Source organism: Actinomadura fibrosa (assembly GCF_900659615.1).
Classification (GTDB): domain Bacteria; phylum Actinomycetota; class Actinomycetes; order Streptosporangiales; family Streptosporangiaceae; genus Spirillospora; species Spirillospora fibrosa.
The window spans coordinates 18,992-42,299 of sequence record NZ_CAACUY010000065.1 but is presented as its reverse complement, the minus strand read 5'-3'; the positions used below and the strand labels follow the sequence as shown (position 1 = coordinate 42,299).

The 23,308-nt window shown below is 75.5% G+C and carries 19 protein-coding genes; 10 read left to right on the top strand and 9 right to left on the bottom strand.

What is annotated here, in order from left to right:
- The 9 genes from E1300_RS22440 to E1300_RS22400 all read right to left on the bottom strand — a co-directional run.
- On the bottom strand, positions 1-1,521 hold a 1,521-nt coding region (locus tag E1300_RS22440; RefSeq protein WP_131759005.1), incomplete at its 3' end, for a class I adenylate-forming enzyme family protein.
- A gap of 3 nt (positions 1,522-1,524) precedes the next feature.
- Positions 1,525-1,776 carry an acyl carrier protein gene (locus tag E1300_RS22435; RefSeq protein WP_165502936.1) on the bottom strand — a complete coding sequence of 84 codons (252 nt, stop codon included), beginning with the start codon at positions 1,774-1,776 and terminating at the stop codon, positions 1,525-1,527.
- A 19-nt stretch (positions 1,777-1,795) separates the two neighbouring features.
- The gene (locus E1300_RS22430) at positions 1,796-2,455 is read right to left on the bottom strand and encodes an isochorismatase family protein (protein WP_131759003.1); all 660 of its coding nucleotides are present in this window, start codon (positions 2,453-2,455) and stop codon (positions 1,796-1,798) included.
- Between the two features lie 45 nt (positions 2,456-2,500).
- Positions 2,501-3,277: a 2,3-dihydro-2,3-dihydroxybenzoate dehydrogenase gene (locus E1300_RS22425; RefSeq protein ID WP_207399897.1), complete on the bottom strand. Its 777-nt coding sequence runs from the start codon at positions 3,275-3,277 to the stop codon at positions 2,501-2,503.
- A 2-nt stretch (positions 3,278-3,279) separates the two neighbouring features.
- Positions 3,280-4,563, bottom strand: a complete 1,284-nt coding sequence (locus E1300_RS22420; RefSeq protein WP_131759001.1) for a 3-deoxy-7-phosphoheptulonate synthase — start codon at positions 4,561-4,563, stop codon at positions 3,280-3,282.
- Entirely contained in the window at positions 4,533-6,647 is a 2,115-nt protein-coding gene (locus tag E1300_RS22415) for an anthranilate synthase family protein (protein WP_131759000.1), read from the bottom strand. Before E1300_RS22415 ends, E1300_RS22420 begins: the two co-directional genes overlap by 31 nt.
- Before the next feature lie 183 nt (positions 6,648-6,830).
- Positions 6,831-9,770, bottom strand: a complete 2,940-nt coding sequence (locus tag E1300_RS22410) for an AfsR/SARP family transcriptional regulator (RefSeq protein ID WP_131758999.1) — start codon at positions 9,768-9,770, stop codon at positions 6,831-6,833.
- 191 nt (positions 9,771-9,961) lie between these two features.
- Positions 9,962-10,954, bottom strand: coding sequence for an NAD-dependent epimerase/dehydratase family protein (locus E1300_RS22405; RefSeq protein ID WP_131758998.1), 993 nt, complete (start codon positions 10,952-10,954; stop codon positions 9,962-9,964).
- Positions 10,939-12,303 (bottom strand): nucleotide sugar dehydrogenase, encoded by a 1,365-nt coding sequence (locus E1300_RS22400; RefSeq protein ID WP_131758997.1) that lies wholly within the window; start codon positions 12,301-12,303, stop codon positions 10,939-10,941. The genes E1300_RS22405 and E1300_RS22400 overlap by 16 nt, the downstream gene beginning before the upstream one ends.
- 397 nt (positions 12,304-12,700) lie before the next feature.
- On the opposite strand from E1300_RS22400, the gene E1300_RS22395 reads away from it, so the two are divergent.
- The 10 genes from E1300_RS22395 (at position 12,701) to E1300_RS22350 (ending at position 23,306) form a co-directional block, all read left to right on the top strand.
- Positions 12,701-13,366 (top strand): MOSC domain-containing protein, encoded by a 666-nt coding sequence (locus E1300_RS22395; RefSeq protein WP_131758996.1) that lies wholly within the window; start codon positions 12,701-12,703, stop codon positions 13,364-13,366.
- Positions 13,363-14,025: a TetR family transcriptional regulator C-terminal domain-containing protein gene (locus E1300_RS22390; RefSeq protein ID WP_242619322.1), complete on the top strand. Its 663-nt coding sequence runs from the start codon at positions 13,363-13,365 to the stop codon at positions 14,023-14,025. Before E1300_RS22395 ends, E1300_RS22390 begins: the two co-directional genes overlap by 4 nt.
- Before the next feature lie 22 nt (positions 14,026-14,047).
- Positions 14,048-14,740: an SGNH/GDSL hydrolase family protein gene (locus E1300_RS22385; protein ID WP_131758995.1), complete on the top strand. Its 693-nt coding sequence runs from the start codon at positions 14,048-14,050 to the stop codon at positions 14,738-14,740.
- Positions 14,741-14,920: 180 nt separating this feature from the next.
- Positions 14,921-16,375: an MFS transporter gene (locus E1300_RS22380; RefSeq protein ID WP_165502935.1), complete on the top strand. Its 1,455-nt coding sequence runs from the start codon at positions 14,921-14,923 to the stop codon at positions 16,373-16,375.
- A 43-nt stretch (positions 16,376-16,418) separates the two neighbouring features.
- Positions 16,419-17,654 carry a cytochrome P450 gene (locus tag E1300_RS22375; protein WP_131758993.1) on the top strand — a complete coding sequence of 412 codons (1,236 nt, stop codon included), beginning with the start codon at positions 16,419-16,421 and terminating at the stop codon, positions 17,652-17,654.
- Positions 17,655-17,937: 283 nt separating this feature from the next.
- Entirely contained in the window at positions 17,938-20,142 is a 2,205-nt protein-coding gene (locus E1300_RS22370) for an AMP-binding protein (RefSeq protein WP_131758992.1), read from the top strand.
- Positions 20,139-21,131 (top strand): ribonucleotide-diphosphate reductase subunit beta, encoded by a 993-nt coding sequence (locus E1300_RS22365; protein ID WP_131758991.1) that lies wholly within the window; start codon positions 20,139-20,141, stop codon positions 21,129-21,131. Before E1300_RS22370 ends, E1300_RS22365 begins: the two co-directional genes overlap by 4 nt.
- Positions 21,132-21,157: 26 nt before the next feature.
- Complete coding sequence (locus E1300_RS22360) at positions 21,158-21,421, top strand: acyl carrier protein (protein WP_165502934.1); 264 nt, start codon at positions 21,158-21,160, stop codon at positions 21,419-21,421.
- Entirely contained in the window at positions 21,418-22,401 is a 984-nt protein-coding gene (locus E1300_RS22355; RefSeq protein ID WP_131758989.1) for a hypothetical protein, read from the top strand. The genes E1300_RS22360 and E1300_RS22355 overlap by 4 nt, the downstream gene beginning before the upstream one ends.
- The gene (locus E1300_RS22350; protein ID WP_131758988.1) at positions 22,398-23,306 is read left to right on the top strand and encodes a diiron oxygenase; all 909 of its coding nucleotides are present in this window, start codon (positions 22,398-22,400) and stop codon (positions 23,304-23,306) included. The genes E1300_RS22355 and E1300_RS22350 overlap by 4 nt, the downstream gene beginning before the upstream one ends.
- The last annotated feature ends 2 nt before the right edge of the window (positions 23,307-23,308 follow it).

Here is a 23,308-nt window from a genome sequence, read left to right as displayed (position 1 = left end):
GCGCTGGTCTACCCGGTCACGACGGAGCGCACCGGCGACTACCGGGGCGCGCTGGAGGAGTTCTACGAGCGGTCGGCGGCGCGGCTCGCCGAGCACCTGCGCGGGCCGCTTGTAGGCGGCCAGCCGCTCGCGGATCGCGGCGCGGACGGCGCGCCCGAGCTCGTCCTCCGCGCCCCCGGGGCCGGGCACGACGTAGGCGACGGCGCGGGCGAGCCCGGCCTCGTCGGCGTCGGCGACGACCGCGCAGCGCGCCACGCCCGGCACGCCGCCCACGACCGCCTCGATCTCCGCCGGGGCCACCTTGAACCCGCCGAGGTTCAGCAGGTCGTCGGCCCGGCACAGGTACAGCAGCCGGCCCTCGGGGGTGCGGCTGACGATGTCGCCGGTGTAGACGCCGCCGTCGGCGAAGACCTCGCGCTCCTGGTCGGGCCGGTCCAGGTAGCCGAGCGCGACGCTCGGCCCCTTGACGTGCAGCCGCCCGGGCTCGCCCGCCGGGACGATCCGTCCGGCCTCGTCGCGCACCGTCGCGGTGACGCCCGGGACGGCGACGGCGCCCCGGCCCGGCCCCTCGTCGGCGACCAGCACGATGTGCCCGGCCTCGGTCGCGCCGAGCGCGTCCACGAGCCGCGTGCCGAACCGGGTGGTGAAGCGCGTGCTCAGCTCGTCGGGGAGGTGCTCGCCCGCCGAGAGGCCGAGCCGCAGCGTCGCGAGGTCCGACCGGTCCCGGGCGTGCTCGGCCAGCAGGGCGTACATCCGGGGGACGGTGCACAGCACCGTGGGCCGGTGCCGGCGCAGCGCGGCGATCAGCGTGTGGACGTCGACCGGGCCGGACAGCAGCACGGCGTGCGCGCCGGCGGCCAGCGGGCACAGCAGGGAGCTGCCGAACCCGTACCCGAAGGACAGCTTCGCCGTGGACAGGACCCGGTCGCCGCTCCGAAGCGGGACGCCGCGGCCGAAGCCGTCGATCACCGCGAGCAACCCGCGCAGGCTCTGCCGGACGCCCTTGGGCCGGCCGGTGCTGCCGGAGGTGTACTGGAGCAGCACCTCCTGCTCCCCGGACTCCTCCTCGCCGTACGCGGCGACCTCGCCGTCCCGGGCGGAGGAGGCGTCGAACGCCTCGTTCGCCTGCTCGGCGGTGAAGACGGTCGGGCCGTCGCCGATCAGCGCGCGCAGCGCCCGCCGCCGGCTCTCCGGCACCCCGAAGTGGACGAGGGTGGCCGCCGAGTCGCGGGCGATGAACGCGATTTCCTCGTCGGTGAGCATCGGGCTCACCGGCACCGCGACGCAGCCGTTCGCCCACAGCGCCAGGCACGCCAGCACCGCGCCCGCCGAGTCGTCGGACACGACCAGGCCGCGCGTGCCGAGCACGCAGCCGCCCCGGCGCAGCCGCGTCGCGTACCTGCGCGTGGCGTCGTGCAGGCCGCGGTAGGTGACCGCGCCCACCGTCTCGTCGGTGAGCGCGACGTGGTCGCCCTGCTCCGCGGCGACGCGGTCGCCGACCAGCCTCGCCACCAGTCCCATGCCTCAGCCTTCCCCGCCGGACAGCCGGAGCAGGTCGGCGACGCTGCGCGCGTCGGCGGCCTCCTCGGGCGCCAGCGTCACGCCGAACCGCTGCTCCATCGCCACGACCACGGCGGTCTTCTGCAGCGAGTCCATGCCGAGGTCGCCGAAGAAGGACGCGTCGGGCGCCACCTCCGCGGCGTCGATCTCCAGGATCTCCGCGACCATCGCGCGGAGGTCCCCGGCCGTGGGCCGCTGCCGTGTGTGCTCCTGCATCGCCATCCCTGTCGTCCGGTCAGGACACCGGCTCCGCGCCGACCGGCGCGAGCGCGGCGAGCAGCCGCCCGGTGCTCGTGGCGACCGCGCACCGCTCGGCCGCGTACCGGACGGCGAGCCGGTGGTACTCCTCGGTGAAGTCCGCGACCGCGTCGGACACGAAGAACGTCTCGATGTCGCGGGAGAACGCGTCGCAGGCGGTCATCAGGCAGCCGACGTGCGCGTAGACGCCGCACACGATCAGCTGGTCGCGGTCCAGGGCGTCCAGCCGCCGCTCCAGGTCGGAGCCGACGAACGCGCTGTAGCGCCACTTGGTCAGCACGGTGTCGCCCGGTTCGGGCTCCAGCCCGTCCACGATGGCGGTGTCGGCGGGGTCCCCGCTCATCCCCGGGCCCCAGAAGTCGTGCAGCAGCCCGCGCTCGCGCGGCGTCATCGCGCCCGGCTGCGCCGTGTACAGGACGGGCATGCCGAGGGCGCGCGCCCGTCCGGCCAGCCGGCCGATGTTGGCGACGAGCTCGGCGGCCGGCGACCGGAGCGGCTGGTAGGGCGCGAGGAAGTAGCGCTGCATGTCGTGGACGAGCAGCGCCGCCCGCGCGGGCTCCGGGCGCCAGCCCACCAGCGGTTCGGGCAGCTCCGACTCCGGCGGCACCGGGTAGGGCGGTATCGGGGTGATGGCCATCGGCGGGTGTGCTCCGTCCTGTCGAAGTCCTGTCGGACGCCGGGGTCAGACCCCGAGCGTGGCTCCGCCGTCGACGAAGAGCTCCTGCATGGTGAGGTGGCGGGCGCCGTCCGACGCCATGAACGCGACGACCTCGGCGATGTCCTCCGGTTCGGCCACCCGGCCCAGCGGGATCCCGTTGCGGAAGATCTCCGGTGATCCGGCGATGGCGGCCGCGGCGGCGTCGCCGTCCAGCAGCGCGCCGAGCATCGGGGTGTCGGTGGAGCCCGGGGAGACGACGTTGCAGCGGATCCCGTACGGCGCCAGTTCGAGGCCGAGGCACTTGGTGAACGCGGCCGCCCCGGCCTTGGAGACGCTGTAGGCGCTCAGCCCGGACCGGGCCACCGCCCCGGCGTTCGAGGCGACGGTGACGATGGCGCCCGTCCGGCGTGCCGCCATGCTCCGGGCTACGGCGCGCGAGCAGTGCAGCACGCCGTCCAGGTTCACGCGCAGGACCTGGGCCCAGGTGGCGTCGTCGAGCTCGGTGACCGGGCCGCTGCGGAGCACCCCGGCCACGTTGGCCAGCACGTCGATCGGGCCGAGGTCGCGCTCGATCCGGCCGATCGCCTCGTCCACCGCGGCGCTGTCGGACACGTCCGCGGTGTACGGGCGGGCCGCGGGCCCCTCGGGCGGCAGTCCCTTCACGACCGCGGCGAGCCCCTCCGCGTCGACGTCCAGCGCCGCCACCGCGGCGCCGCCCGCGGCCAGCCGCGCGACGACCGCCGCTCCGATTCCGCCGGCCGCGCCGGTGACCAGCGCGACTTTCCCGCCGAATTCGTTCACTTTCACACCCGCATCCTAGGTAGCCCGCTGATCTTCTTTCCAGACATGGGGAGCGCACCGCACCAGGCGTCGATCAGCGCCAGTGCCTGTGCGTCATTCAGCCGCGGATCGCAAGAACTCCGATAGCAATTCGGGACGTCATTCTCCGTCGCCACGGAACCGCCCACGCATTCGGTGACCGGGTCGGCGGACACTTCCAGGTGCAGCCCGCCGGGGTGCAGCCCGCTCCGCTCCACGGCGGCCCGGAACGCCCGCGCCTCGGCCGCCATCTCGTCCAGGTGCCGGGTCTTGAACCCCGCCGCGGTGAGCCGGGTGTTGCCGTGCATCGGGTCGCACAGCCAGACCACCGGGTGCCCGGCGCGGCGCACCGCGTCCAGCAGCGGCGGCAGCGCCTCGGCGACCGGTCCCGCGCCCATCCGGGCGATGAGCGTGAGCCGGCCGGGGCGCCGGTCGGGGTCCAGCGCCGCGCAGACCCGCACGACGTCCTCGGGCCGCGCCCCCGGGCCGACCTTGCAGGCGACCGGGTTGGCGACGGCCGCGAGCAGCCGCACGTGCGCGCCGCCGGGCCGCCGGGTCCGCTCCCCGATCCACGGCATGTGGGTGGAGCCGAGGAGGAGCGCGCCCGACCGCGGGTCGGCCCGCACGAGCGGGCCCTCGTAGTCGAGGACGAGGGCCTCGTGCGCCGCCCACGGCCCGGCGGCGTCGGCGCGCAGCCCGTCCAGCGCGGCGAGGACGCGGGCGCTCGCCGCGTAGGCGCGCAGCATCCGCTCGGGGTCGTGGCGCCGGGCGGCAGGGTCCGGTTCGGGCGCGTTGACCATGTGCCCGCGGAACACCGGGAGCTCGGCGTCGCCGTGGCGCTCGGTGGGGCGGCTGCGCGGCTTGGCGAACTGCCCGCCCATGCGGCCCACCCGGACGACCGGCAGCCCCGTCCCGCCGCCCAGCCGCGCGGCGAGCCGGCCGAGGAGCGCCGCCTTCGCGCGGGCGTGCCCGCGCGTGGTCTCCGCGAGGCTCTCGGCGCAGTCGCCGGCCTGGAGCAGCAGCGCCTCGCCGGCGGCGACGCGGGCGAGGGACTCCCCCAGGGTCTCCAGTTCGGCGGCCGTGACCAGGGCGGGCACCGCCGCCAGCCGCGCCCGCACCGGCCCGAGCGCGGGGTGGTCCCGCCAGGACGGCTGCTGCTCCGCCGGCGGCCCGTCCCAGGGCGCGCCGCCGGGGAACGCCTCGCCCGGCCCGGCCTCCGTCTGCTCGCGCGGACCGGTCATCGCACCGGCTGCGGGTTGAGCGTCCATGCCAGCAGGTCCCTCAGGATCTCCTCGCCGCGCTCGGTGAGCAGCGACTCGACGTGGAACTGCACCGAGGCCAGGCCGCGGCCGCGGACGGCGTGCACCCGCCCGGTGGCGGCGTCCCGGCAGACCGACAGCGGCCCGCGGCCGTCCGGGCCGGGGACCAGGTCGGTGCCGCTGACGGCGCTGTAGGTGTTGTAGAAGCCGACGCGGCGCGGCTCGCCGAACAGGTCGATGCGCTCCTGGAGGCCCTGGCTGGGCGCCGCCTGCTCGCGCAGCTCCAGCCCGAGCAGCGACGCCACGAGCTGGTGGCCCAGGCACTCGGCCAGCAGCGGCGGGCCGCCCGGCCGCAGCAGCCGCGCGCACAGCGCCCGCAGCCGGGAGATACGCGGGTCGCCGGTGTCGCGGGGGTCGCCGGGGCCGGGTCCGACCACCACGAGGCCGAAGTCCTCGACGTCCACCGGGGCGTCCCACGGCAGGATCGTGACCTCCGGCCCGAGCGCTTCCAGCTGGAGGCCGAGCATGGCGGTGAACGCGTCCTCGGCGTCCACCACCAGGACCCGCAGGCCGGGCAGGACGGGCTCGCCGCGCTCGCGGCTCAGCCAGAAGCCCGACAGCGTGGCGTTGCGCGCCGTCAGCGCCGCCTGCACCCGCGGATCCCCGCCGAGCGAACCCGGCTTGGCACCCGCGGCACCACCGGCGATGGAGTCCGGACCGACGGAGACCGACCCCAACGCACCCGCGCTCACTGGGCGTCGCGCTCCCGCGCCCGCCGGGTTCTGCGCGTCGGCCTCCGTCCGGCCTCCGGCTCCCGCGCCCGCCGGATTCTGCGCACGTGCCGGGTTTCGCGTGTCCGCGTCGGCCGGGTTCTGCTCGTCCGGTTCCGTCGGGTTCTGGGGGTTCGCGCCGAGGGCGTCCAGGACGCCGGCGGCCTTGGTCCAGGTCTCGGCGGCCTCGCCGGCGGCGGCCGACGTCCGGACGAGCGTCGCGCCGACGTCCAGCCGGAGCGTGCCCCGGCGGTCGATGTCGGCGGTGCGGATGACGATCGCCGAGTCCATCGCCGGGCCGCCGTCCGGGCCCCGGCCGAACAGCGCCACGACCCCGCTGTAGTAGCGCCGGCCGGTCGGCTCGTACCGGGCCACCACCCGGCAGGCGTTCTCCAGCGGGCTGCCGGTGACCGTCGGCGCGAACATCGTCTCGCGCAGGACGGCGGGCCCGGTGAGGCGGGTCCGGCCGCGGACGAGGTACTCGGTGTGGGCCAGCCGCGCCATCTCCCTGACGTGGGGGCCCTCGACCTGCCCGCCCCGGTCGCACACCCGCGCCATCATCTTCAGCTCCTCGTCGACCACCATGTAGAGCTCCTCGGTCTCCTTGCGGTCGGCGAGGAACTCCAGCAGCCCGTCCAGGGACGGGCCGGCGGCCGGATAGCGGTAGGTGCCGCTGATCGGGTTCATCGTCGCGACGCCGCCCTCCAGGCTGACGTGCCGCTCGGGGGTGGCGCCGACGAACGTGCGGTCGCCGGTGTGCACGAGGAACGTCCAGTAGGCGGAGGGCTCGCCGACGAGCAGGCGGGCGAAGAGCGCGAGGGCGTGCCGGACCGTGTAGCCCGCGATCGCGGCGGTGTAGGTGCGCTTGATGACGAAGTTCGACCCCGCGCCGCGGCCGATCTCCTCGCGGATCACGCGGTCCACGATCGCCCCGTAGGCGTCGTCGCCGAGGTCGAAGCCGGCGCCGGTCAGCGCGATCGGCTCGCGCGGCAGCAGGTCGAGGGCCCGCCCGAGGTCCAGGGCCGCCCGCTCGCGCACCGGCATCGCCAGCAGCGGCTCGCCGTCGTCCACGCAGGCGAAGCCGCGCTCGGTGATCTGCCGGTACGGGACGAGGGCCAGCACCTCCCGACCGCCGATGCCCACGAGTGTTTCGAGCCGTTCCAGCCGGTCGGTCTCCTGGAATTCACCCAGCAGTATTTCCAGTCCGGCGCCCGCGTCGCGCCGGTACAGCAGCGCGAAGGGGCGGCCGGGAATACGGAGCACCCGGCGAAGCAATTCCTCGGCGAGGAAATGCGAATTCTCACTGTCGTCCGGATCAGGCATGGGGCCGATTATGCGTTCGGCCATCGCCGGTGGCGACGCATCGCCGGGCCGGTGGGACGGGGCCCACCGGAGAAGGCGCCCGCACGGGCGCCCGGCCGCGCGTCTCGCCGGCGGGACGCGCGACCGGGACGCGCGGCCGGGACGCGCGGCCGGGCCGCGCGGCCGGGCCGCCCGGAGGCGTCCCTACCTCATCTTCACCACGCCGCCGTCCACGATGGCCCGCTCGACCAGTGCGGCGTCGTGCTGGAGGCCGAGCGGCCGGAGGATGGACAGGGCCTCCTCCAGGGCGGCGCGCGCCCGGCCGCGGTCGCCGCGCGCCTGGTGGCAGACGGCCAGCCACAGCAGGCTCTTGACCTCCATGCGGGAGGCCCGCTGCGCGGCGAAGCTGGCGCGCGCCCGGTCGAGCTCCTCGATGGCCGGCGGGTAGTCCTCAAGGCCCCAGTGGGCGGTGGCGAGCATGATGAGGAAGTGGGCCTTGCCGAGCGGTGACCCGATGTCGGTGACGAGGTCGAGCCCCTCGCGGCCCGCCTCCAGCGCGCCCCGGAAGCGGCCGAGGATGATGTTCGCCTGGACGAGGTTCTGGAGGGCGAACGTCTCGGTGGCGGGCCGCCGCATGTCGCGCGCCATCTCCAGGGCCTGGTCGCACAGCGCCATGCCGGTGCGCCCGTCGCCCGTCCGCACGTGCACGGCGCTCAGCACCGACAGGCTGAGGTACTCGGAGTTGCGGTCCCCGATGCGGCGCGCCTCGGCCAGCCCGCGCATCGCCATGTGCAGCGCGGAGACGAACTTCTTGCGGCGGAGGCGGCCGTAGGCGACGCAGCTCAGCGACCGGGCGAGGTTCTCGTGGTCGTGCTCACGCTCGAAGATCGCCAGGCCGCGCTCGAACAGCCGCAGCCCGGCGAGGTCCTCGCCGTGCTCGGCGCGCAGGATCCCGATCCGCACGTCCGCCTCGGCGGCCAGCGAGAGGTCGCCGTCGGCCGTCGCCGCCTCGGCGATCTGGTGCCAGCTGCGGGTGATGTCGCCGGTGCCGCCGGTGAAGTACTGGAAGGCGAAGCGGTGCGCGCTGAGCTCCGCGGCGGCGCGGTAGCGGCCGGCCGCGCAGGCCCGCTCGCCGATCGCCTGGAGGTTGGCCTGCTCGGTGGCGAACCAGCGGGCGGGCTCGGCGACGACCCGGTCGATCACGGGGACGGGCACGGTCCGCACCGCGGCCGCCGCGGCGCCGCCGGCCTCGGGCTCCGGGTAGTAGGGGTCGCGCATCATCTCCCGGTCGGCGAGGACGGCCAGCCGGTGCCAGCCGCCGAGCGCCCGCTCCAGGGCGGAGGCGCGCGTGGGCGGGGGCAGGTCGCCGACCCGCTCCCGCGCGTACTCGGCCATCAGCTCGTCCAGGCGGTAGCGCGGCTGGCCCGTCCAGTCGACGCCCTCCGACCGCAGGACGTGCTGGTCGACGAGCCCGTTCAGGACCGTGCGCACCACCGGACCGTCGTGCAGCAGGCCCGCGACCCACTCGGGCAGGTCGGGCGTCCCGACGAGGCTGACCAGGTCGAGCAGCCGCTGCTCCGCCGCGTCCAGCATGGCGTAGGTGGACGCGACGCCCTCGCGGACCGACAGGCGCTCGGCCGACAGCCGGTCGAGCCGGCGGCCCATCGGGAGCAGGTCGGCGAACGCGCTCAGCGGCCAGCGCTCGTGGGTGTGCATGCGGGCGCCCGCGATCCGCAGCGCCAGCGGCAGCCGGCCGCACGCCTCGATGATGCGCCCGGCCATCTCCGGCTCGCGGTCGACCCGCTCCGGGCCGACCATGTGCCGCAGCAGCGCGAACGCCTCGGCGCGCTTCAGCACGTCGAGGCGGACGGTCCGGGCGCCGGGCAGCCACGCCAGCCGGGCGCGGCTCGTCACCAGCACCGCGCTGCCCGCCGTCCCCGGCAGGAAGGGCAGCACCTGCTCGCTCTCCCCGGCGTCGTCGATCACCATCAGGACCCGGCGGCCCGCGAGCCGGGATCGCAGCAGCCCGGCGCGGCCGGCCGCGCCGACCGGGATCGCCGACGGGGGGACGCCGAGGCCGCGCAGCACGTCCTCCAGCGCGGCCGCGACGTCCGGCGGGGCCTTCGCGGCGCCGAGCTCGACGTACAGCAGGCCGTCGGGGAACAGCGGGCGCAGCGAGTGCGCGACGTGCGCGGCCAGCGACGACTTGCCGACGCCGGGACGGCCGCGGATCAGCGCGATCGGCACCCCGGCGCCGGAGCGGGCGGAGGTGAGCGCGTCCTGGAGGGTGGAGGTCTCGGCCTCGCGGCCGACGAAGTCGGTGGGTTCGGGCGGGATCTGGTCGGGCACGATCCGCGCCGGCCCCTGGTCGAGGGCCCCGGAGGCCAGCAGCGGCAGCATGTCCAGCTCGGGGGCCTCGGCGAGCACCATCCGGTGCAGCCGCCGCAGCTCGGTCCCCGGCTCCAGCCCGATCTCCTCGGTGAGGATCGAGTGGGCCTGGCCGTAGGCGGCGAGGGCCTCGGCGCGGCGGCCGCTGCGGCACAGCGCGAGCATGAGCTGCGCCCAGCGGTGCTCGTGCGTGGGGTCGGCGGCCACCAGCTCCCGGATCCGCGGGATGAGCTGCCGGTAGCGGCCGAGGTCGAGTTCGGTCTCGATGAGCAGGTCCTGCGCGGCGCGGCGCTGGGCGTGCAACCGCTCGGTCCGGCCGGCGAGGGCGGGGGTGGCGGGGACGTCCTCCAGCGGCGGTTCGCGCCACATCCGCAGCGCCTCCTCCAGGACGCCGACGGCCTCGGGCGGCCGGCCGGCGGCGAGGCTCGCGCGGGCCTCGCCGCAGCGCCGCGCGAACTCCTCGGCGTCGAGCTCGCCGGGGCGCACCTCGAACAGGTAGCCGCCGTTGCGGCTGCGCAGCCGCCCGTCGAGGCCGGGCAGCCGCCGCAGCGCCCACACGTGCGTGCGCAGCGCGCCGCCGGCCGAGCCGGGCCGGTCCGCGCCCCAGACGGCGTCGATGAGCGCCTCGCCGGACAGCGGCTCGTTGGCGTGCAGCAGGAAGGCCGCCAGGAGCTCGCGCCTGCGGCGCTGCGGGAGCGGGATCGGCTCGCCGTCGTCTCCGCAGACCTCCAGCGGCCCGAGCAGCCGGAATCTCATGGACCCTCCACTGGCCTGTCCGTCGCAGTGTTGATCTCTGATTCCCCCGCCGGCCGTCCCCGCCCCGCCGTCCGCGGCCGTTCCCGCTTTCCGGCATGCGGCGGTCCGGTCCCGGCGTCCGCCCAGACCCTAGAATCTTGCGCGGTTGATCAGCCGTCAACCCGAACAGGCGCATCCATGGGGAGGCGCGCTCAGGACGCCCCGCTGTCCGGCAGCGCCAGCCACCACGGATTCGCCCTGGCCCATTCGATCGTGCTGGCCAGTCCCTCGCGGAAGGAAGTGCGGCACTCCCAGCCGAGCACCTCGGCCGCCTTCGTGGTGTCGGGGATTCGGCGGACCAGATCCTCGTAAGCGGTCCCGAGCGCGGCGCGGGTGTCGACCGGCGCGGGCGGCGCCCGGTGGCCGGTCAACTCGGCGATCGTCCGCACCGCCTCCGCGACGGTGGTCTCGACCGTGCTGCCGAGGTTGAACGCCCCGCCCTCCGCGCCCTCCGACGCCGTCCCGGCCGCCGCCAGGGTCCCCCGGACGGCGTCATCGACGTAGGTGAAGCACCGCGTCTGGGCGCCCCCGTCGTACACCACGGGCGGGACGCCGTTGAGGGCGCGGTGGACCGACCGGCTCACCACGTAGGCGGGCCGCTGGCGCGGCCCGTACACGTTGAAGTAGCGCACGATCGCGGCGCGCAGCCCCCGCTGGCGGGCGTAGGCGAACGTCATGTGCTCGGCCATCGCCTTGCTGGTGGAGTAGGTCCAGCGGTCGGCGGACGTCGGCCCGAGGACGCGGTCGCCGTCCTCGGGCCACGGGACGGCGGGGTTCTTGCCGAAGACCTCGCTGGTGCTGGCCACCAGCACCGCCGTGTCCGCCCGGGCGACCAGGTCGAGGACGTTGCGGGTGCCGCCGCAGTTGATGTCGATGACGTCCAGGGGCCGGGCCAGGTAGAGGTCCACGCCCACCACCGACGCCAGGTGGTAGACCATGTCGACGCCCGGCCTGATCGCCCGGGCGAGCGCGTCCGGGTCGCGCACGTCCGCCTTGACGAACGCGGCGTGCTCGGCGAGCCGCGCCAGGTGGGCGGGCGGCGGGACGCTGTCGACGATCGTCACCTCGTCGCCGCGTCCGAGGAGGGCCTCGGCCAGGTGCGCGCCGACGAAGCCGCACCCGCCGGTGACTACCGCGCGGGACACGCCGGCCGTCCGATCCCCCGGTAGGCGTAGCCGAGGTCGCCGAGTCCGGCGATCTCCTCCGCCGACAGGTAGGCGCGTCCGTCCACCAGCAGGCACGGCGAGGCGACCGGCAGCGCCGCGAAGTCCAGCTCCCGGAAGCAGCGGTGGTAGGCGAGGACGGCGACGCAGTCGGCGTCCCGGACGGCGTCGGCCGCGTCGGGCAGCGGCGGCGCCCCGAACAGCTCCGCCGCCTCGCCGGGGTCCACCAGCGGGTCGTGCAGCCGCACCTCGGCGCCGGCCTTGGCGAGCGCCTCGATGACCCCGCGCGTCGGGGTGGCCCGCAGGTCGCCGGTGTCGTTCTTGAACGCCAGCCCGAGCACGGCCACCCGCGCGCCCGCGATGTCGCGGCCGAGGTCGGCGAGCCCGTCGGCGATGAGCCGCGCGGTGTAGTCGGGCATCCCGTCGTTGACCTCGCGTCCCGCGGCCGCCGTGCGGATCTCCAGCCCGCGCCGGGCCGCCGACTCGCGGACGAGCAGCGGGTCCTTGGTCAGGCAGGAGCCGCCCACCCCGACGCTGGGCAGCAGGATGTTGACCATCGCGCCGCCCTTGGGAATGGTGTTGGCCGCGGCGATCACCTCCAGCGCGTCCACGCCGTACAGCGAGCAGTACTTCGCCAGCTCGTTGGCCATCGCGATGTTGAGGTCGATCCACCAGTTGTCGGCCAGCTTGACGATCTCGGCGGCCTCCGCCGACTCGACCGTGATCGTCTCGACTCCGAGCGCGCGCCGCCAGAAGGCGGCGCCCTCCGCGGTGCCCGCCGCGTCCAGGCCGCCCACCACGATCGGCAGGGTCAGCAGCTCGCGCATCGCGGCGCCCTCGGCGAGCCGCTCGGGGGTGAACACCAGCCGGAAGTCGCGGCCCGCGCGCAGCCCGCCGGCCTCCAGCAGCGGCGCCACCAGCCCGCGGGTGGTGCCGGGCGGGACCGTGCTCTTCACCACGACGAGCTGACCGGGCCGCAGGTGGCCCGACAGCGTCTCGCAGGCCCGCCGCAGCTGCCCGTCGGCGAGCGAGCCGTCGGCGGCGACGGGGGTGCCCACGGCGATCACCACCACGTCCGCGGCCGCCGCCGCGGACGCGTCGGTCGTGGTCCGCAGCCGCCCGGCCGCCAGCCCGTCCCGGAAGGTCTCGGCCAGCCGGTCCTCCCGGTACCGGCACCGGCCCGAGCCGAGCTCCGCGACCAGGTCCGCGTCGACGTCCACGCCGACCACCCGCGTCCCGCGGGCGGCCAGCGTGGCGGCGACGCACGCGCCGACATAGCCCAGGCCGATGATCGCAACCGTCGTCTCGGCGTCATCCTCGGAAACGCTCATTCCACCTCCCTGAAGGCGAGGAAAAGAGGCGCGCGGCGTGTCCGAACCCGGCCGACGCGACTTCGATCACCCTGGATCCTAGGAAGTGCGAATCAATGCGAAGAAGGGCGGGCGCACGGAATGGGAAGGAAAAAGGAACTCGGGCAATTCGATATCGCAGGCGTCTCGCCGGCGAGACGGCCCCGGCCCCGTCAAGGGCCGGCGGCCGGCGGCGGTGCCCGCTCCTTCGGCCGGTGCCCGCGGCGGCGCTGTCAAGGGGCCGGGAGTGGGCGGCGGACCACCGTGACCCCTCCCGGGCTGTGCCCGCGCATAACCGAACGCTCGTGCTTTTCAGGCTTCTCACCTGGGTTGACTGCGTTCGTTGACCGGAACGAACGATCGTGCTAAAACTGCGGCCATGGTGGACACGCTGGCGGTGCGGGGCGTCTACGTCGGCACCCCGCAGGTCGCCGGGAACGACGTGCGGGAGGTCTGGAGCGCCATCCGCAAGGCGCCCGTCACCGAGCCCGAGATCGCGCTCGGCGAGACCGGGCTCGCCGGGGACCGGCAGGCCGACCCGGTCGCGCACGGCGGCCCCGACAAGGCGGTCTACGTGTACCCGTCCGCCAACTACGCCTTCTGGCGCGCGGTGGGCTCCGACCTGGAGCCGGCCAGGGTCGGCGAGAACCTCGCGGTCGCCGGCCCCGACGAGCGCGAGGTGCGGATCGGGGACGTGTGGAGCTGGGGCGAGGCGCTGGTCCAGGTGTCCCAGCCGCGCACCCCGTGCTACAAGCTGGCCGCCCACACCGGCCGCACGGACGTCGCCGCGCACATGATCGGCAGCGGCCGCTGCGGCTGGTACCTGCGGGTCCTGCGCGCCGGGCGGGTGCCGACCGGCGGCGAGCTGCGCCGGGTCGAGACCGACCCGGCGGCGCCGACCGTGCACGCGCTCTTCACCGGCAGCTACGCCCCGCGCGACCGGGTGGACCCGGCGGGGCTGCGCCGCATGATCGGCACACCGGCGCTGGGCGAGCAGTGGCGGCAGGGCGTCCTCGCCCGGCTCGCCCGGATCGAGGCGCCGTGACGGGCGGCCGGGCGGCGGGGCGGGACCGCGACGAGCGGCCGGGGCGCGGCGACCGCACCCGCGCCCGGATCCTGCGGCACGCGATGGACATCGCCTCGCTGGAGGGCCTCGAAGGGCTGACGATCGGGCGGCTCGCCGGCGAGCTGAAGGTGAGCAAGAGCGGCCTGTTCGCGCACTTCGGGTCCAAGGAGGAGCTGCGGCTCGCGGTCGTGTCGGCCGCGGTCGAGCTGTTCGTCGCGCAGGTGGTCAGGCCGTCGATGGCCACGGCGCCGGGCCTGCCGCGGCTGCTGGCGCTCTGCGAGAACTGGCTCGGCTACTCCGAGCGGCGGGTGTTCCCCGGCGGCTGCTTCCTCTACTCGGTCGGCGCCGAGTACGACGCCCGGCCCGGCCGCGTCCGGGACGCCCTCGCCGCGTCCAAGCGCGACTGGATGGCCCTGTACGAGCAGACCATCCGGGACGCGCAGCGCCTCGGCGAGCTCGACCCGGGCGTCGACCCCCGGCAGCTTGCGTTCGAGCTCGACGCGCTCGTCAACGCCGCCAACTCCGCCGCGCTGCTGCTCGACGACGAGCACGCCTACGACAGGGCGCTCAGCGCCATCCGGGCACGGCTGGACGGCGCGGCCGTCCCGGGCGCGCCCGCTCCCCCGGCTCCTGGTTGACCGACCGAAGGGCAGCAGACCGATGACCGACCTCACCTCCCCGTCCTCCAGCCCGTCCTCCAGCCTGACCGAGTCCACCGATCCGTACTGCGTCGGCGAGGCCGAGGCCGACCGGCTGCTGGCGGCGGCGCCGTGGCGGCGGTTCGCGGTCGTCGGCGACAGCCTGGCCCGCGGGATCGGCGAGCCGCTCGCGGGATACGCCGACTCGCCCTGGTGCGAGCGGGTCGCCGGCGCCCTCCGCCGCCGCCACCCGGACCTGGAGTACCGCAACTTCGGGGTGGTCGGCCAGACGGCGGCGCAGGTCCGGGCCGCGCAGCTCGGCCCGGTCCTGGAGTTCGCGCCCGACCTGGTCGGGCTGGTGGCGGGCGGCAACGACGTGGTGAACGGGACGTTCGCCGCCGACGCGGTCGAGGCGGAGCTGGACGCGATGACGGCGGCGCTGCGCGAGGCGGGCGCCGACGTGGTGCTGTTCGCCGTCCAGGACATCAGCGGCGCCTACCCGGAGCTGGCGGCCATCGGCCCGACGCTGCTCGCGCTCGCGGACCTGGTCCGCGCGGTCGCCCGGCGGCACGACGCGATCCTGGTCGACATGGCCGCGCACCCGACGGCGCCGTCCCGCGACATGTACAGCTCCGACCTGCTGCACTCCTCGATGCGCGGCCACGCCGTCATCGCCGCCGCCACCCTGACCGCCCTCGCCGAGCGCACCGCCTAAGAACCCCCCGAGGGCCCGCATCGCCCGGCACCGCCTCCGTCCAGGCGCACGCCGAGGCTCCTTGTCCGACCCGCACGTGTCCATGGGCGGCGCCGCCGGCGCCTTCGGCCGCCGTACCGCGCCGCCCCGGTTCGTCCACGACGGCTGACCGCTCCCCCACGGCAGACAACGGAGGAAACCGTGACCGCCGGACCCGACCCCGCCCCATCCCCGCCGCCCGCTCCGAGGACCCCCAACGTCCTGGTGCTGGCGTGCGGGGCGACGTTCCTGGCCCTGCTCGACGTGACGGTCGTCAACCTCGCCGTCCCCGACCTGCGGCACGACTACCCCGACGCCTCGATGGCCGACGTGTCGTGGGTCATCTCCCTGTACGCCGTGCTGTTCGCGGCGCTGCTGGCCCCCGCCGGGCGGCTCTCCGACGCGCTCGGACGGCGCCGCCTGTTCACGCTCGGCGTCGGCGCGTTCTCCCTTTTCTCGCTCGCCTGCGCGCTGGCGCCGAACGTGCCCGCGCTGTACGTCCTGCGGGCGCTGCAGGGCGCGGCGGCGGGCGCGATGATCCCCGCGTCGCTCGCCGTCGTCCTGGTCGACACCCCGCCCGCCGCACGGGCGCGGGCCATCGGCACCTGGAGCGCCGCGGGCGCGCTGGCCGCGGCGATCGGCCCGAGCGTCGGCGGCGTGCTGGTCGACGCGTTCGGCTGGCGGTCGCTGTTCCTCGTCAACGTCCCGATCGGGTTGCTGCTGGTCGCCGGCGCGCGCGCCATCCCGGCGGACGCGGGCCGGGGCACGCCGCCCGACCCGGTCGGCACGGTGCTGTTCGGCGGCGGCGTCGGGCTTGCGGTGTTCGGCGTGACGGAGGGCGGCGACTGGGGCTGGGACTCGCCCAAGACGCTCGGCCTGCTGGCCGCCGGGGTCGTGCTCGTGCTGCTCGCGCTGTGGCGGTCGGCGCGGCACCCCGTCCCGGCGATCGAGATGGGGCTGTGGCGGATCCGGGCGTTCTCCTTCGCCAACCTCAGCGCGTTCCTGTACGGCGGCGTGCTGTTCACCTGGATGCTCACCGGCGTGCTGTTCCTCACCACCGTGTGGGACTACTCCGAGCTGAAGGCCGGGCTGGCGATGAGCCCCGGCGCGGTGGTCGCGTCGGCCTGCGCCGTCTACGCGGGACGGCTCGTCGCGCGGACCGGCCCCGGGCCGGTGGCCGCCGGATCGCTCGCGGTGATCGTCGCGGGCGGCGTGTGGGCGACGTTCGGGCTGCCCGCCGACCCGAGCTTCCTGACGTTCTGGCTGCCCTGCGGCACCCTGGTCGCCATCGGGATGGGCGGCGTCACGACGGCGCTGTCCAACGCCGCCGCGCTGTCGGCGGGGCTGCCGCGGTTCGCCACGGCGACGGGCCTGAACCAGACGTCCCGGCAGGTGGGCGGCGCGCTCGGCATCGCCGTCCTCACCGCGCTCCTCCAGGACGGCGGCGCCGCCACCGCCGACGACTTCGCCGTGTCCTACGGCTTCTGCACGATCCTCGCCGCCGCGGCGGCGGCCGCCGCGCTCGTCCTCGTCCAGCGGCGCGCTCCCGCGACCGCGTCGGCCCCGTCGGCCTCGGCGGCCCCGTCGGCCTCCGCGGTCGCCGACGAGTCGGCGTGACCGGCACCCGCGCACGGCCCCCCGCATCCCTGGAGACGACACGATGACAGAGACGGCCGACGGCACGGGCACCGCGTCCGGCCCGACCGCGACGCTCGGCTTCGACCCCTACGACCCGGACTTCCTCGCCGACCCGTACCGGCACTACCGGCGGCTCGCCGAAGCCGGGCCCGCCACCCGCGGCGAGGGCGGCCCCCTCGTGGTCACCTCGAACCGGGCGTGCGCCGCCGTCCTGCGCGACCCCCGCTTCGGCCGGGGCGGGGACGCGGCGGTGATGCGGGACGAGGACCGGACGGTGAACCGGTCCCGGCGCTCGTTCCTGGTGATGGACCCGCCGGACCACACCCGCCTGCGGGGGCTCGTCGGCAAGGCGTTCACGCCGCGCATGGTCGAGCGCCTGCGACCGCGGGTGGCCGACCTGGTCGACGAGCTGCTGGACGCGGCCATGGAGAAGGGCGAGGTCGACCTCGTGGAGGCGCTCGCCTACCCGCTGCCGGTGACGGTGATCAGCGAGCTGCTGGGCGTGCCGGCCGGGGACTGGCCGCGGTTCCGCGGCTGGGTCGACGACCTGGCCGCCGGGCTCGACCCCGACTTCCTCCAGCCGCCGGAGCGGATCCGGCGGCGGGAGCGGTCGCGGGCGGAGTTCTGCGCGTACCTGCTCGACCTGTTCGCGCGCCGCCGGGCCGATCCCGGCGACGACCTGATCAGCGCGCTGCTGGCCGTGGAGGAGAGCGGCGACGCGCTGTCGGAGGACGAGCTGCTGTCCACCTGCGTCCTGCTGATCGTCGCGGGCCACGAGACCACGATCAGCCTGATCGGCAACGCCGTGCTCGCGCTGCTGCGCCATCCCGCCGAGCTGGCCGCGCTCCGCGAGGGCGCCGTCACGGTGGGCACGGCGCTCGACGAGCTGCTGCGCTACGACGCGCCCGTTCAGTCGACGGTGCGCGTCGCCCTGGAGCCCGCCGACGTCGGCGGGACCGCCGTCGCCGAGGGCGAGCTCGTCATGCTGATGCTCGGCGCCGCCAACCGCGACCCCGCGGTGTTCGCGGACCCGGACCGGCTGGACCTCGGCCGCGACGCCCGCCGCCACCTGGCGTTCGGGCTCGGCATCCACTTCTGCCTGGGCGCGCCGCTGGCCCGGCTGGAGGCGGAGGCGGCGCTGAAGCGGCTGGCCGGGCGCGCCCCCGCCCTCGCGCTGGCCACCGGCCCGGACGGCCTCCGCTACAAGGACCGGCTGGTGCTCCGCGGACTGGCGGAGCTCCCGGTCCGGCTGCGCTGACCGGGGTTCCGCCGCCCGGCGCGAGGCGGCGGAACCCCGCCGGACGACGTCCATCTCATCACACAAAGCAACATAGTGAATACCCAGAGTCGCCGGGGCGGTCCATTGTGATCGCGTCCCGGCGGCTCTTACTGTCGGCAGAACCGATCTGGACCGACCTGGTCGGAGCCGTGGCGCTCCCCGCCGCCGCAGGACGACTCCGTCCGGACGACTCTCCCTCGCTCTTCTGCTTTTCCGCGTTCCCCCGCACCCGACACTGCCGCCGACCAGTGGAGCTGGAACCGTGGAATCCCTTCTCGCATGGCTGGACGATCCGCGCCCCGACACCGGCCTCCACATCGCCGAGGCCGGCGACGCCTGGTCCTACACCCCGTACCCGGAGCTTGCCGCCGAGGTGCGGCGCTTCGCGGCGGTCCTGCTGGAGACGGGCCCGGAACCGGGCGCCGTCGTCTCCCTCATGCTGACCAGGGGCAGATGCTTCGTGGTCGCGTTCATGGCGGCGCTCGCGGCGGGCCTCACGCCGTCGCCGGTCGCGCCGCTCGCCTCGTTCCGCCGGCGGGACACCTACGCCGCGCACCTGGAAGGTGTCCTCGCGGTGGCCGAGCCTGCGGTCGTCGTCGTCCAGGAGGAGAACGCCGAACTCGCCCGGGACGCGGTGCGCGGCGCGGGCGGCAAGGCCGCGTTCGTCGCCGCGCCCGCTGAAGCGCTCGCCGAGGCGTCCGGGACGGGCCGGTCCGCTCTCGTGCCGCGCCTTCCCGGAGCCCGCGATCCCGAGGACATGGCGCTCCTCCAGTTCACGTCCGGCTCCAGCGGCACTCCCCGGGGCGTGCGGGTGAGCTGGGGCGCCCTGTCGGCGAACGTCCGGGCCATCCGCGACTGGCTGGAGTGGCGGCCGGACGACGTGTTCGCCAGCTGGCTCCCGCTCTTCCACGACATGGGACTCGTCGGCGGGATGGTGTTCCCGGTGAGCACCGGCACCGATCTGTGGATCATGACGCCGGAGCAGTTCGTCCGCTCGCCGCGCCGCTGGCTGGACTGCTTCGGCCGGCACGGCGCCACCATCACCACCGCGCCGACCTTCGGCTACGCCCACTGCGCCCGGCGGGTCCGGCCGGAGGAGCTGGCGGGCAGCGACTTCTCCGGCTGGCGGGTCGCGATCTGCGGCGCCGAGCGCATCGACCCCGCCGCGCTCGCCGCCTTCGCGACGCTCGTCCGCCCCTACGGCTTCGACGGCACCGCGCTGATCGGCGCGTACGGGCTGGCCGAGTCGACGCTGGCCGTCGCCGGGTCGCGGCCCGGCTCCGGAACGCCGGTGGTGCGCTACTCCCCCGGCGACCTGGCCACCGGCCGCCGGGTCGGCGCCGAGCGCGCGGGCACGCTCGGCGAGCCCGTCCCGGCGGCCGGCGGCGACCTCATCGTCGGCTGCGGGGCCCCGGTCGGCGACCTCACCGTCGAGATCGTCGACGCCGGCGGCGCGGCCCTGCCCGACGGGCACCTCGGCGAGATCGCCGTCCGGGGGGCGTCGCTGGCCGACGGCTACGTGCTCCCGGACGGGACGCTGGCGGAGTTCGGCTCCGGCACGCTGCGGACCGGCGACGCCGGGTTCCGCTGGGACGGCCACGTGCACGTCGTCGGCAGGATCGGCGACAGCCTCAAGGTGCGCGGCGCGACGGTCTTCGCCGAGGACCTGGAGGCCCGGCTCGACGCGGTGGCGGGCCTGCGCCCCGGCCGGTTCGTCGTGCTCCTCGGGCAGACCGGCACCGGCGGGCACGCGATCCTCCTGGTGGAGGGCTCCCGGTCCGAGCCCTGGCTGGAGGAGGCGCTCGCCACGCTGCGCGCCGGGCTGGCGCCCGGGATCGGCGTGTCGGTCGTGATCGGACGGCGCGGAACCATCCAGCGCACCTCCAGCGGCAAACCACGCCGCCGGGTTCTCTGGACGGCCCTCACCGGCTCCGCGGCCGGCACCTGGACCACCGTCCACGGCCCCGCCCCCACCGACCTCACGTCCCCCGCCCCGAGAACCCACGCCCAAACACCCCCGCCCAACACAGCCTCGCTAGACACGGCCTCACTGAACAAGCCCCCAACCAACCCGACCCCAACCAACCCGACCCCAACCAACGCAACCTTGACCGGCGCGACCCCAACCAACGCGGACCCGAGCGAAGTGGACCCGAGCGACGCAGACCCGCCTGACGCGACCCCGACCGGCACGACCCCGGCCAACCCAACCCCGGCCAACGCGACCCTGACCGGCGCGCCCCTGACCGGCGCGGGGCCGAGCGAAATGGACCCGAGCGACGCAGACCCGGCCGACACGGGCCCGGCCGACATGGGCCCGGCCGACATGGGCCCGGCCGACACGACCCCGACCAACGCGGGGCCGAATCGTGTGGGGGGCGACGGCGTGGCCGGGAGAGATAGGGGGAGCGACGGTGTGGATCCGGACGGTGCGGGTTCGGGGCGTGTGGATGGAGCGGTGCGGTGAGCGGCGACGGCACCCGGGTGGTGCACATCCTCGATCCCGTCTCGGATGGCCGCGCCAGGCGCCTGCCGACGCCGCGGGCGCTGTACGACCGGTGGGAGCGGCAGCAGTGGAGCATCGCGGAGACCCGTGTCGCCCGGGACCGTCCCGTCTGGGAGGCGCTGCGCCCGTTCGCCCGCGGCGCGCTCATGGAGGCGCTCAGCGAGCTTGAGGTCGGCGAGGTGGCCGTCACCAGGACGCTGAGCACGCTGGTCACCCATGCTCCCGGCGACGCCGACCGGACGTTCCTCAGCACGCAGGTCGCCGACGAGGCCCGGCACGCGCAGTTCTTCCAGGACTACCTCCGCCACGCCGCCGGGCGGGACGACGCGGCGCGGGAGCGGGACGAGGAGGAGTCGGCCTACGGCCGGCTCTTCGAGCCGCGGCTGCGGGCGAGTGTCCGGGCGGTCGAGGACAGCGGCGGCGACCGTGCCGCCTGGCACGTCGCGGTCATCGACTACCACCTGCTCACCGAGGGGGTGCTGGCCGCGGCGGCGCTGCACGGCACCCGGCGGCTGGCGCGCAGGTCCGGCATGGCCGCGCTGGGCGAGGGTCTCGACAACGTCGTCCGCGACGAGTCCCGGCACTTCACCTACGGCCTGGCCGTCACCCGGGACGCCGTGGACCGGGGCCTCGCCGGGCTCGTCGCCGACACGTACGTGCAGGGCTGCCGGCTGATGGCGCGGGTCCTGGTGAACCCCGGCCGGCGCGCGGTCGCGCCGGTCATCGGGTCCGCGCTGCTCCAGCGCGCGCGGCTGACCCGCGCCCAGTGGGACGCCGCGGAGGAGCGCGCCCTCCGCCAGCTCCGCCTGATCGGCCTCCAGGACCGGCGGGCTCAGGTCGCCGCCGCCTGGGGCGAGGGCCGCGCCGCGGCCCTGGCGGAGTACGAGGACATCTGGAAGGCCCCCCATCCGGTGGCGGTGCTCGCCGCCGCGCCGCCGGACCCAGCATGACCGGAATCAGCACGTTAGGAGTTCATATGTCCCGCGAAGACATCGCCAGGCGGGTCCGCGACCTGGTCGGCGACCTGGTTCCGGCCGGCGCCCGCCGGGTGGGCCCGGCCGACCGGCTGGTCGAGGACCTGGGGTTCGACTCGGTCGCCGTCCTGGAGCTCGCGCTCGCGCTGGAGGTCGAGTTCGACCTCCAGGAGATCGACGAGGCGCGGACCGTCGACCTGGCCACGGTCGGCGACATCGAGGCCCTCATCGCCAAGGCGGTGTCGGAACCCGAGTACGGCACGTGAACGCCGGCCCCTGGCTGAGGTCGCTCGGGCTGCTGTACGCCGTCCCGGAGCCCTACCGCGACCCCCGGCTGGACACCGCCGAGGCGCTGGCCGTCCTGCGCTGCGGGCCGGACGTCCTGGCCGAGCTGGTCGCCGCCGGGCTGCCGCGCGCCGAGGGACCGGACGGGCCGCTGTTCGACCGGCACGACCTGATCAACCTCGCGCTCAACGCCGGGACGGGGGCGTCCGCGCCGGAGCGGGCCCTGCGGTTCGCGCTGCGCTGGATGCGCGACGGCCCCGCCGCCTGGACCGCGCCGCTCGCGTGGGACTTCGCCGTCGAGATGCGGGCCGCGGACGCCGCCGCGGACTCGCGGTGGTCGCACACCCGGTTCCTGCCCGAGCTGACCGGCGGGATGGTCGAGACCTGGGAGAGCAGCGCGGCCGTGCGGATCACGCCGGGCCGGTTCGAGTTCGCGGGACCGGGCCCGATCCGGTTCGCCGGGCGGATGCGGACCGCCGGGACGCTCCAGGAGCTGCGCTCCCCGGCGCTCAGGAGGATCGTCTCCGACTTCCTGGGGGCGGGCTACCGGTGGGCGAAGCTGCCCAAGCCGTGCCAGTACGACACCGAGCCGATCCTCGCCGCGGGGTTCGCGCCGTGCGTGACCGCGAGCGTCCATCTGGAGAAGGAGTTCCGCGCGGCCGGGTACGAGGCCGAGTCCCGCGGCGGCTGGATCCTCGGGATGCTCGACCTGTCGCACTCGTGGGTCGAGGTCGTCGACGACGACGGGCTCGTCAAGCAGATCGACCCCGTCTTCGAGCGGCTGTCGCGGTACGCCGGCGACCCGCATCCCGAGCTGGGCCGGGCCTGCCTCGGCTCCCGGCTGAACCGGCTGCTGCCCGCCGCGATCCCGGCGGGCGAGCCGGAGGCCCTGCACGTCCGCGCCGGGGCCGCCGCGCCGGCGGCCGTCAGCACCGTCATCCGAAGGAGCGACGCACGATGACCACGACCGAGGTCGCCGAACGGCTCCGCGGCGACCGCCGCTTCCAGGACGTGCTCGGCCGCCTGGTCGAGATGTCCGAGCGCGACTACTACAACCCGTACCGGCTCTTCGACTGGCCGGACTCGCTGCCGGACGACGCGTACTGGATGACCCCGGAGCTGATGGCCGAGCACGGCACCGACGTCTGGGACGAGCTGCCCGAGCCCCGGCGCCGGGCGCTCAGCAAGTGGCAGAGCATCAACTTCTACAGCCTGAACGTGCACGGCATCCGGGAGCTGCTGCACGAGATCGTCGCCCGCATCCACACCGCGGACTTCGACGTCCCGTCCGAGTACTTCCACCACATCATCGGCGAGGAGAACGAGCACATGTGGTTCTTCGCCGCCTTCTGCCGCAGGTACGGCGGCAAGATCTACCCCCCGCGGTCGCTGCGCCTGGCCGGGCCGGGCATCGCCGGGGCCGACCACTTCCTGGTGTTCGCCCGGCTGCTGGTCTTCGAGGAGCTGGTCGACGTCTTCAACCAGCGGATGGCCGGCGACGACCGGCTGCACCCGACGATCCGCAAGGTCAACGAGGTGCACCACCAGGACGAGTCGCGGCACATCGCGTTCGGCCGGCAGATCGTCGCCATGCTGCACGCCGACCTGCGCGAGCGCCTCGGCGACGGAGAGCTGGCGGCGCTGGAGGACTACCTGAAGGGCTACATGCGCGGTTCCGTCGCCTCCCTGTGCGAGCCGGGCGCCTACCGGGACGCCGGGATCCCCGAGCCCTACGCGGTGCGCCGGCGGGTGCTCGCCTCGCCCGCGCACGCCGGCTACGCGCGGCGGGTGCTGCGCCGCACGGAGTCGTTCATGGTGAACGCCGGGATCTTCCGCACCGGCCTGCCCGAGTCCGCGAAGGAGTGAGG

Excerpts from the sequence above, each read along its gene's own strand:
- E1300_RS22430 (WP_131759003.1), bottom strand. The coding sequence starts at position 2,455 with ATGGCCATCACCCCGATACCGCCCTACCCGGTGCCGCCGGAGTCGGAG.
- E1300_RS22410 (WP_131758999.1), bottom strand. The coding sequence starts at position 9,770 with ATGAGATTCCGGCTGCTCGGGCCGCTGGAGGTCTGCGGAGACGACGGC.
- E1300_RS22360 (WP_165502934.1), top strand. The coding sequence starts at position 21,158 with ATGTCCCGCGAAGACATCGCCAGGCGGGTCCGCGACCTGGTCGGCGAC.
- E1300_RS22420 (WP_131759001.1), bottom strand. The coding sequence starts at position 4,563 with ATGGACGCTCAACCCGCAGCCGGTGCGATGACCGGTCCGCGCGAGCAG.
- E1300_RS22435 (WP_165502936.1), bottom strand. The coding sequence starts at position 1,776 with ATGCAGGAGCACACACGGCAGCGGCCCACGGCCGGGGACCTCCGCGCG.
- E1300_RS22375 (WP_131758993.1), top strand. The coding sequence starts at position 16,419 with ATGACAGAGACGGCCGACGGCACGGGCACCGCGTCCGGCCCGACCGCG.
- E1300_RS22400 (WP_131758997.1), bottom strand. The coding sequence starts at position 12,303 with ATGAGCGTTTCCGAGGATGACGCCGAGACGACGGTTGCGATCATCGGC.
- E1300_RS22395 (WP_131758996.1), top strand. The coding sequence starts at position 12,701 with ATGGTGGACACGCTGGCGGTGCGGGGCGTCTACGTCGGCACCCCGCAG.
- E1300_RS22385 (WP_131758995.1), top strand. The coding sequence starts at position 14,048 with ATGACCGACCTCACCTCCCCGTCCTCCAGCCCGTCCTCCAGCCTGACC.
- E1300_RS22415 (WP_131759000.1), bottom strand. The coding sequence starts at position 6,647 with ATGCCTGATCCGGACGACAGTGAGAATTCGCATTTCCTCGCCGAGGAA.
- E1300_RS22350 (WP_131758988.1), top strand. The coding sequence starts at position 22,398 with ATGACCACGACCGAGGTCGCCGAACGGCTCCGCGGCGACCGCCGCTTC.